The sequence below is a fragment of the Mycobacterium sp. genome (assembly GCF_035499775.1).
Taxonomy (GTDB): domain Bacteria; phylum Actinomycetota; class Actinomycetes; order Mycobacteriales; family Mycobacteriaceae; genus Mycobacterium.
Genome location: NZ_DATJYB010000082.1, coordinates 1 through 9,285 on the forward strand (window position 1 = coordinate 1; position 9,285 = coordinate 9,285).

Annotated in this window: 8 protein-coding genes and 2 pseudogenes; 6 read left to right on the top strand and 4 right to left on the bottom strand. The window is 65.6% G+C overall.

The window, feature by feature from the left end:
* Positions 1-808 (top strand): aldo/keto reductase (locus VML93_RS04980; protein ID WP_325608291.1); only part of this gene is annotated, 808 nt, incomplete at its 5' end.
* Between the two features lie 15 nt (positions 809-823).
* Here the strand turns inward: VML93_RS04980 and VML93_RS04985 are convergent.
* Positions 824-3,442 carry an FHA domain-containing protein gene (locus VML93_RS04985; protein WP_325608293.1) on the bottom strand — a complete coding sequence of 873 codons (2,619 nt, stop codon included), beginning with the start codon at positions 3,440-3,442 and terminating at the stop codon, positions 824-826.
* Between the two features lie 240 nt (positions 3,443-3,682).
* Here VML93_RS04985 and VML93_RS04990 point away from each other — a divergent pair, with 240 nt between their 5' ends.
* Positions 3,683-3,949, top strand: a complete 267-nt coding sequence (locus tag VML93_RS04990; RefSeq protein WP_325608295.1) for a hypothetical protein — start codon at positions 3,683-3,685, stop codon at positions 3,947-3,949.
* Between the two features lie 3 nt (positions 3,950-3,952).
* Positions 3,953-4,732, top strand: coding sequence for a hypothetical protein (locus VML93_RS04995; protein ID WP_325608297.1), 780 nt, complete (start codon positions 3,953-3,955; stop codon positions 4,730-4,732).
* Positions 4,733-4,737: 5 nt separating this feature from the next.
* On the opposite strand, the gene VML93_RS05000 is transcribed toward VML93_RS04995, so the two are convergent.
* Positions 4,738-5,010 carry a hypothetical protein gene (locus VML93_RS05000; protein ID WP_325608299.1) on the bottom strand — a complete coding sequence of 91 codons (273 nt, stop codon included), beginning with the start codon at positions 5,008-5,010 and terminating at the stop codon, positions 4,738-4,740.
* Positions 5,011-5,102: 92 nt separating this feature from the next.
* Here VML93_RS05000 and VML93_RS05005 point away from each other — a divergent pair, with 92 nt between their 5' ends.
* Positions 5,103-6,593: an AMP-binding protein gene (locus VML93_RS05005; protein WP_414686281.1), complete on the top strand. Its 1,491-nt coding sequence runs from the start codon at positions 5,103-5,105 to the stop codon at positions 6,591-6,593.
* On the opposite strand, the gene VML93_RS05010 is transcribed toward VML93_RS05005, so the two are convergent.
* Both VML93_RS05010 and VML93_RS05015 read right to left on the bottom strand, forming a co-directional pair.
* Positions 6,573-7,484, bottom strand: coding sequence for an amidohydrolase family protein (locus VML93_RS05010; RefSeq protein WP_325608303.1), 912 nt, complete (start codon positions 7,482-7,484; stop codon positions 6,573-6,575). The genes VML93_RS05005 and VML93_RS05010 overlap by 21 nt on opposite strands.
* Entirely contained in the window at positions 7,481-8,209 is a 729-nt protein-coding gene (locus VML93_RS05015) for an enoyl-CoA hydratase/isomerase family protein (RefSeq protein ID WP_325608305.1), read from the bottom strand. Before VML93_RS05015 ends, VML93_RS05010 begins: the two co-directional genes overlap by 4 nt.
* Positions 8,210-8,388: 179 nt before the next feature.
* Here VML93_RS05015 and VML93_RS05020 point away from each other — a divergent pair.
* Together VML93_RS05020 and VML93_RS05025 are read left to right on the top strand one after the other, a co-directional pair.
* Positions 8,389-9,095, top strand: a pseudogene (locus tag VML93_RS05020) (cupin domain-containing protein); the annotation flags it as partial.
* Between the two features lie 25 nt (positions 9,096-9,120).
* Positions 9,121-9,252 (top strand): annotated as a pseudogene (locus VML93_RS05025) (excalibur calcium-binding domain-containing protein); the annotation flags it as partial.
* Between the last annotated feature and the right edge of the window lie 33 nt (positions 9,253-9,285).

Here is a 9,285-nt window from a genome sequence, read left to right on the forward strand (position 1 = left end):
CGCCGAGGTATACGGCCTGGGTAAGAGCGAGCGGATCCTCGGCGAAGCGCTGGGCGACGAGCGAACCAAGGTCGCGGTGGCCAGCAAAATCATGCCGGTCGCGCCCTTTCCTCCCGTCATCAAACAGCGCGAGCGCGCCAGCGCGCAGCGGCTGCAGCTCGACCGCATCCCGCTCTACCAGATCCACCAGCCCAACCCGGTGGTGCCCGATTCGGTCATCATGCCGGGCATGCGTGACCTGCTGGACAGCGGCAAGATCGGCGCGGCCGGCGTCTCGAACTACTCACTCGCGCGATGGCGAAAGGCCGATGCCGCACTCGGGCGTCCGGTGATCAGCAACCAGGTGCATTTTTCGCTCGCCTACCCCGGCGCGCTCGAGGACTTGGTCCCGTTCGCCGAACGCGAGAATCGCATCGTGATCGCTTGGAGCCCGCTGGAACAAGGGCTACTGGGCGGCAAGTACGGCCTGGACAACCGGCCGGGAGGCGTTCGCGCCGTGAACGCCCTGTTCGGCACCGAGAACCTGCGCCGCATCGAGCCGCTGCTGCAGACGTTGCGCGACGTCGCCGCGGAAGTCGGCGCCAAGCCGGCACAGGTGGCGCTGGCTTGGTTACTCAGCCTGCCTGGGGTGGTCGCCATCCCCGGAGCCTCCAGCGTCGAGCAGCTGGAATTCAACGTCGCGGCCGCCGACATCGAGCTGAGCACGGCTTCCCGCGACGCGCTCACCGACGCGGCCCGCGCGTTCAGGCCGGTGTCGACCGGGCGCTTCCTGACTGACCTGGTCCGCGAGCGGCTCGGACTTCGCTGAGCCGCCGGCGAGTGATCAGCCGCCGCTCTTGAGGCGAATCTTCCAGCGCACGAAGCTCAGATACGCGACGCTGAGGACAGCCAGCATGGCCATGTCGAACAACCACGCACTGGGCGTGTGCTGCCAGTGTGAATCCTTCGGGACTTGCGGAACGGGACACATTTTGGTCAGGTCGACCGTGGAGGCCGACGTCGCGAAGCCCCATCTCGCCGGGGTGAGCCAGGCCATCTGATCGAGCCCGGGGCGGTTGGTGACCGGAATCATGCCGCCGGAGAACACCAGCTGCGACATGACCGCCACCACCAGCAGCGGCATGATCTGTTCGCTGGTCTTGGCCACCGACGACAACAACAACCCGAGCATCGCCGAGGCGACGGTGGTGGCCGCGATGTCGACGTACAACTCCAGCCCCGGTGAGCCCAGGACGACGGCTCCCTGAGTCGGACCGCCCTTGCCGTACAGCGCGATCGCCGTCACGATCGCCGACTGAACGAGCGCGAGGACGGTGTAGACGCACACTTTGGCCAGCAGGTACGCGGTAGTGGACAGGCCGACCGCCTGTTCACGCAGGAAGATGGCCCGCTCACCGATGAGATCGCGGATGGTCAGCGCGGTCCCCATGAAGACGGCACCGACATTGAGCAACACCAGGATCTGTGCCGGCTCGGTGGGTGCCTCACTTGTCATGGGCGGTTGACCGAACCCGACGTCGCCGGGCACCGACATCGACAGCGCACCCATGATGAAGGGCAGTATCGCCAGGAAAATAAAGTAGCCGCGGTCGGAGATGATCAACCGCAGCTGGCGCCGCGCGATGGTGGAGAACTGGCGGAACAGGCTGGTGTGCGCCGACTCGCCCAGTTCGGCGGGTTGCTCCCTAGGTGGTGCCGGTGGAGGCGGGCCGGTCTGCGCCAGGTATCGCGCCTTGGCGCCGTCCGGGTCGTCGGCGACTGTACTGAAAATGTCTGCCCAGTTCGTGGTGCCCATGGACGGGCCGATCTGGCTCGGTGGTCCGCAGAACGCGGTCTTGCCGCCAGGAGCCAGCAGCAGAACCTGATCGCAGACGTCGAGGTAGGTCAGGGAGTGGGTGACCACCAGCACCACCCGACCGGCGTCGGCCAATTGCCGCAACATGGTCATGACCTGGCGGTCCAGGGCGGGGTCCAAACCCGACGTCGGCTCGTCGAGGATCAGCAGCGACGGGCCGGTCAGCAGCTCAAGAGCCACCGACGCACGCTTGCGCTGACCACCGGACAGCTTGTCGACCCTGGTCTCGAGGTGTTTGGTCATCTCGAGTTCCTCGAGGACCCGGCCAACCACCTGTTCGCGGTCCTTCTTGGTGGTATCGGGTGGCAACCGCAGCTCGGCGGCATACATCAATGCCTGCTTCACGGTCAGCTGACCGTGCACCACGTCGTCCTGCGGCACCATGCCGATCCTGCTTCGCAGCGAAGCATATTCGGCGTGAATGTTGTGGCCTTCGAACGCGACCGTGCCGCTGGTCGGATGGGTGTACCCGGCCACCAACTTGGCGAACGTCGACTTGCCGGCACCCGAGGGACCGATGACCGCGGTCAGCATCCCGGGCCGCGCGGAGATCGAGATGTTGTCCAGCAACGTCTTGTTGCCTTCGATCGTCCAAGTCACCCCGCGCACCTCCAAGCCACCGGTGCGGGTGTCCAGCAAGCTCTCTTCACGTCGTGCCAACGTGCCGTTGGCGAAGACGAGGTCGATGTTGCCGATGGTGACGACGTCGCCTTCGCACAGCAGCGCGCTGTCGACCCGGGTGCCGTTGACGAAGGTGCCGTTGATGCTGCGGTTGTCGACAATCTCGGTGCCGTTTGACGTCGGAATCAGCGTCGCGTGGTGGCGCGATGCCAGTACCTCGGGAATGACGATGTCGTTGTCGTTGGACCGGCCGATCGTGATCGCGCCCGGCGCCGAGGCCCCGGCCGCTGCTTTGCCCGGCCGCAGGATCTTCATCATCGACGTCGCGATGTTCGCCGGTTCACCGCCGGGGCGGCCGCCCACCGGCGCCGGGCGCCGTGGGGCGGGCGGGCGGTAGATCTGTGGCGCCGGCCCCGATCCGGTCGGAGGGCGCGGTTGCGGTCCGCTGGCCGGGTATCGCGGCTGCGTCCCCGCCGGGTGTCCCGGTGGCGCGCTGCCGGGATGGGTGGACGACATCCGTGCGGCGGACGGCTGTTGCGGCTGGCCGGGCCGAACTGGTCCTGACCCGGTCCGCGGCGGGCCTTGAGCTCCGGCGCGCGGGCCGTAATTCGCCATCGATGTCGTCTCGGGGGGACGCCCGACCGAACCCCGGTGCCGACCCACCTCGAAGGTCAGCGCCGGACCGTCCGGGTTGCCGATATTGATCCGCTGCCCGTCCTGGATGTCGACGGTCGGCACCCGCTGGTTGTTGATGAACAGCCCATTGAGGCTGCCGTTGTCGACGGCGACCCAGCGGCCCTGGTCGAATCGCACCAGGAGATGTATGCGGGAGATCAGGGGATCGGCGACGCGGACGTCTGCCCTGAGGTCACGTCCGATGGTGACGTCGTTGCCTGCTGCGAAGGTGCGCTCGGCTCCGTTGTACCGGACGGTCAGCACCGGGGGGGCTGGTCGGCTCATCGCCACCAACTGTATCGGCTCGGGGCCCGCTGGCGGGACTGGTCGACGCGCTTTGCTGACAGTCGGTTTGAAGTGTGCAAGGTCTCCCCTCCTCTTGCCGATCATGTCACTTTGAGGTGCAGGCCGCCGCGAAAACTTGTACCATTCATATGTGGGGCATTACCCCAAATGGTCATGACCCAATTACCCACCGGTGGTCGCAACACCAGGTAGGGCGTACCGTGGGTGGGCGCGAGGAGGTGCATCATGAGCGGTTCGAGCCGCTTCGTCGGCGAGGTGGAAGTCGATCCTCGGCGCCGCATTTCCCTGGGTAAGGCAGGCAAACCCAGCCACAAGCGGTACCGGGTGGAGGAAGACGAAATGGGCGTGCTCACGCTCACGCCGGTGGTGAGCGTTCCCGTCACCCTGATCGCCGATCGTCTACGGCGGGCTGTCGAATTGGCCGATGCCGGCCAGCTTCGGCCCCGCCCGGAAAGGTCGAAGCGAGCCGCGGTCCAGAAAGCCGCCCGGTAGCGGGTGGGCGAAGCCGGACTGAGCGACGAAGCTGGACGGAGCGACAAGGGCCGGTTGTTCCCCGCGCCGGAGGGCCGACTGTCGCGAACCGGCCGCAAATACCGTCTCTCCGCGGTGGGGTTTCTGGACACTCTCGGAGCCAAGGCTTTTGCCGCGAACGAGGTGTTCATGAATGCGCTCGCGTTCATGGTCGATCGGCAGGAAAGGATCAACCTCACCAGGTCGGACGAGCATCCGCTGCGCACCACCTACTTCTCGGACAACATTGGCGCGTCGATCGTCATCGACGGGCTGGACGACCAGCAGCGGCAGCGGGCCGTCGCTCAGGTGTTGCGGTTACTGGCCGGCATCCAGCTGTCGTACCTTCGGGAATTCGCCATCCTGTGCCGCGGCGGTGTCGCCATCGGCCAGTGCTTTCACAACGGGAACGTGTTGTTCGGGCCGGCGCTGGTCGAAGCGTATCTGCTGGAGCAAACCGCGAACGGCCCGCGGATAGCACTTTCAGCCGATGTGGCAGCGCTGTCGGTTGGAGATGTGGTGCCACTGCTCTCGCCCGAGCCTTTGCTGGGCCGCAGCGGCGAGCCCCTGGGCATGGCGCAGTCCATCGATTTCCTGGCGGCGGAACTGCCGCCGGCAGGCCCGTCGCGTCGGAGCTACATCGCCGGTCTGGCGGATGCGATCGCGAAAGGCACCCAAGAGTCAGCTGACGCCAAAGTGCTGTCGAAATGGGAGTGGACACGGCAGCGATTGGAAGCGCTGAAAAGCGACATCGGCATGGCCTGATCGGTTCAGTCGTCGAATAGAAAATCGAGGACGATCGCGTCCTGTCCGGCATCAAGGGACCAGTAGATCCACAAACTCGGCGCCCCCACCTCGATGAGGGTGCGCCTGATGGATCGGGTCACGCCCGGCAACCGAACCTCGTGAGCCCTTTGCCATGCCGCGTCGGGATCGTGCTCGATTTCGTCGAGCAGCTCAATGGCGCGCAGGATGGGGCTTTGCCGGCGGTGTGGCTCGAAGAGCGCATCCCAGGACTCCTCGGCCAGCTCCGTCCACCACACCCGCGCATATTAACCCCACTGCCCAATTGGGGCGGAGCATGACGCGGGGCACCGGAGGCGACGCGCGTCGGTTTGTGTCATCGTGGTCGGCGGTGAATCTGTTCACGGTGCTCGACCAGGCCGCCGCGCGCTACCCCGATCGCGGCGCCCTCTACCACGGGGAGCGTCGGCTATGCACGTGGCTCGAGCTGCGAGACCGCGCGCTGCGGATCGCCAGCACCCTCCGCCGCGCGCATGGTGAGCAAGCGCGAATCGCTATCGCCAGCGAGAACCGCCCCGAGATCGTGGAATTGATCTTCGCGATCTGGGCGGCGGAGTGTGTCCTGGTCCCGATCAATTACAAGCTGCATCCGCGGGAGATGGCGCAGATCATCGACGACGCCGGCGTCTCGCAGGTGTTCGCCTCGCAGAAGATTGCCGCGGAGTTGGCCGGCAGCACCGACGTGGCGGTAGAAACCCTTGACGGAGAAGGCTATTCGCAGCGGCATGCGGCTGAGCCCGCGGTTCCGCCGGCCACCGATTCAGCGGCATTGGCTTGGCTGTTCTATACCAGCGGAACGACCGGGCGGTCGAAAGGGGCGATGCTGACGCACCGCAGCCTGACCGCGATGACGGTCGCGCATCTGGCCGACATCGACAACCCGGACGAGGACTGCAGCCTGATCCACGGCGCCCCGATGTCGCACGGCTCCGGCCTGTACGTGCTGCCCTACGTGCTGCGTGGCGCCCGGCAGGTCGTGCCCGCATCGGGTGCGTTCAACCCCGACGAGTTCCTGGATCTGTGCGAGCACCACCCTGGTTCCAGCGCGTTCCTCGCCCCGACCATGGTGCAGCGGCTGGTCGAGACCGGCCGGGGCCGTCCGGGCAATCTGCGCACGATCGTCTACGGCGGTGGCCCGATGTATGTCGACAGCCTGAAGAAGGCGTTGACGGCATTCGGTCCCGTGTTCGCCCAGATCTACGGCCAGGGTGAGTCCCCGATGACCATCACCGGGCTGCGCCGCGCCGACCACCAAACAACCGACGACGCGGTACTGGGCTCCGTCGGCTACGCACGGTCCGGCATGGAGGTCGCGGTGCTGCGCTCCGACGGCACCGCGGCGGCTACCGGTGAGGTGGGTGAAATCGTCTGTCGCGGTGATGCTCTCATGTCCGGATACTGGAACAACCCGGCTGCCACCAGCGACACACTCAAGAACGGCTGGATGTACACCGGCGACATGGGCTCGTTCGACGCGTACGGCTACCTCACCCTGCGCGACCGTTCCAAAGACGTCGTGATCAGCGGCGGCAGCAACATCTACCCACGCGAGGTCGAGGAGGCGCTGCTGGAGCACCAGGGCGTCTCGGAGGCCTGCGTGGTCGGCGCACCCGATGCCGAGTGGGGCGAGGTGGTGGTGGCATTCATCGTCGGCTCGGCCGCCGCCGACGAGTTGGACGCGCACCTGCTGCAACACATCGCGCGGTTCAAGCGGCCCAAACGCTACCTGTTCGTCGACGAGTTGCCGAAGAACAGCTACGGCAAGGTCCTCAAGCGCGAACTACGGAATCGGTTGGCGGACTTACTCGTCGAGCCGCAGTAGCCGAGCGGCGTTGCGCCACAACCAATCCTGTAGGACTTCGGGTTGGACCGGCAGCGCGCGCATCTCGTCGCACAACTGCACGTAGGGGCGGTTGATCAGAAATGCGCCGGTGCCGTAGATGACCTTGTCGCGGATGGTCGTCTGCCCGAAGCGCATCAGCGGATCCCAGCCGGCCCCGGGCGCGGTGAAGTACTTGGGACGGTGCGCGGCCAGTTCGAGGTAGACGTTCGGGTGCTTCCACGCAATCAGGCAGGCCTCCAGCACCCAGGGATAGCCGCCGTGGCTCATCAGGATGGTGAGCTCAGGGAACTGACAGGCAACGTCGTCGATGTGGCGGGGATGACCGAGATCGCTGAGGCGCGTCCGCGTCCAATTGGCAGAAGTGTGGATAGACAACGGAATCCCGAGTTCGACGCATTTGGCGTAGAACGGGAAGTAGGCGGCGTCGGTTGCGGGAAGTCCAATCATGAAGGGCCGCAAGCTCAGCCCCCGGAAGCCGCGCTCGACCACCCAGTACTCCAACTCTTCCAGGGCGGCGCTGCCGCTCATGATGTCCACGCCGGCGAAGGGCAGGAAGCGGTCAGGCCGGCGTTCCGCAATGGCCGCCACCGAGGTGTTGTGCACGAACGTGACACCGCAGGTGGACTTTTCGTCGAATCCGGTGATCAGACTGAGGGTTATGCCGGCAGCGTCCAGAGAGTCCAGTATTTGGTCGTCGGTGCGGCGCAAAGAATCTGCGTAGTCGGTGAACTGCTCGCCGGTGACCGTTGTCTTGGTGAAGACCTCCAGGTAGCGCAGTTGCTCGGCTGGGAATCCGGCCCTCAGGTCGTCGATGACCTCCTCAGACGGCACGATCGGCGCCCACATGTCGATGACGGGGACCCGGGTCATGACGTTGTCCTGGGACCTACCGGACCATGCAGGAATTCGTCGAAGACCGCGTCGTGCTCCACGGCGAAGGCCTCTTCGAACGTCGCGCTTGGGCTGCTGACCAGGTAGCGCTTCGCACACTCCAGTGCCGCCTGGGGCGCCTGGATGATGATGCGTGCCATGGCCAACGCGTCATCGAGGACTTGCGTGGGCTCACTGATGCTGTTGACGAGGCCGATGCGCAGCGCTTCGCCGGCATCGATTCGCCGTCCGGTGAGGCACAGATCGCGCGCGATACCCATGCCGACAATCCACTGCAGCGGTGTAAACAACGGCGGCGCACCGAATTTGATCTCGGGATGCCCGAATGTCGCATTGGCGGAGGCGATCCGGAAGTCGCACAGCACGCAAAGGTCCATGCCACCGGCCACCGCCGCTCCGTTGACCGCGGCCAGCAGTGGCTTGCGGAAGTTCCATACGGCGAGGTGGTAGCGATGCGAGCTGTCCTTGATGCGTGCCGCAAGCTCGGCCTGCGCGAACTCGTCGAGATCAAAGCCGGCGCAGAAGGTCGACCCGGCGCCGGTGAGCACGACCGCGCGGACCGCTGGATCGGCGGCCCAGCCGTCGAGCTGTTCGGTGATCTCGTCGCGGAGCTTGATCGACAGCGCATTGCGGCGTTCCGGCCGGTTGAGGGTCAGTGTGGCGATGCCGTCGTCGGCTACCTGGGTGGCAATGTCGCGGCTCATCGCTCCTCCAAAGTTGGTCGTTGCTTTCGACCTTAGGCCGCAGGGCCGGTTGATAGGTAACGGTAATCAACACATCGAAAACGGGTGTTGGACGGCGTGGGCCGGGTGGCGGCATCGTGACAGACAGTAACGCGGAAATTCGCTCGGGTCGACGATCCGGGGCTGGTTAGGAGACTGAAATGCTAACGCAGACAAGCAAACACATGGCTTCGTTGACCGAAGGCGAAATCGTCGAGGAGTCCCAGCTAGGCTCGATCCGGCGCCTGACGGCCGACAACTTCCCCATTTTGACGGGCCTGTCGATCAAGCGGCTGCTGATCAACCCGGGTGCGATGCGGACCCCGCACTGGCATGCCAACGCCAACGAATTGACCTATTGCGTATCGGGTACCGCTCTGGTGTCGGTGCTCGACACCGGTAACAAGTTCGCCTCTTTCGTGGTGCGCGCGGGCGACATGTTCCACATCGACTCCGGCTCCCTGCACCACATCGAGAACATCGGCGCCGACGCGTGCGAATTCATCATCACGTTCCGCAATGAACGGCCCCAGGACTTCGGACTCGGTGCGGCTTTCGGGGCCATGACCGACGCCGTGCTGGGCAACACCTATGACCTGCGGCCTCGGATTTCGCCGCGATCCGGCGCAGCACCGCCGACCACGCGCTGGCGCTCCGCGAGGGAGATCCGGACGTGCCCGCGACCGCGTACTTCGACGACCCGCACAAGTTCTCGGTTCACGCGATGCCGCCGCCGGTGAGCATCGCCGTCGGTTCCGCCCGGACCGCGCGGCTGCAATACTGGCCGGGGCTCAAGGACTTGTCGATGTACTCGCTGCGGATCCGCGAAGACGGGATGCGCGAGCCGCATTGGCACCCGATCACGGCCGTCACCCACGACGACAACGACTGGCTCCGGCGTCTTCTACAAGAACTGCAAGGCAGCCTGCGCTGCCGGTGCGGCACCGATTCGTCGGGGCCAGCCGGGTTACCGGCCAGAACTTGACCGTGACGGCGACGGCATTGCCTGCCAAGTGTGCCCCTGAAGTAGGTCAGCCTTCCGGCGTCAATCGCCGACT

Excerpts from the sequence above, each read along its gene's own strand:
- VML93_RS05010 (WP_325608303.1), bottom strand. The coding sequence starts at position 7,484 with ATGACCCGGGTCCCCGTCATCGACATGTGGGCGCCGATCGTGCCGTCT.
- VML93_RS04990 (WP_325608295.1), top strand. The coding sequence starts at position 3,683 with ATGAGCGGTTCGAGCCGCTTCGTCGGCGAGGTGGAAGTCGATCCTCGG.
- VML93_RS05015 (WP_325608305.1), bottom strand. The coding sequence starts at position 8,209 with ATGAGCCGCGACATTGCCACCCAGGTAGCCGACGACGGCATCGCCACA.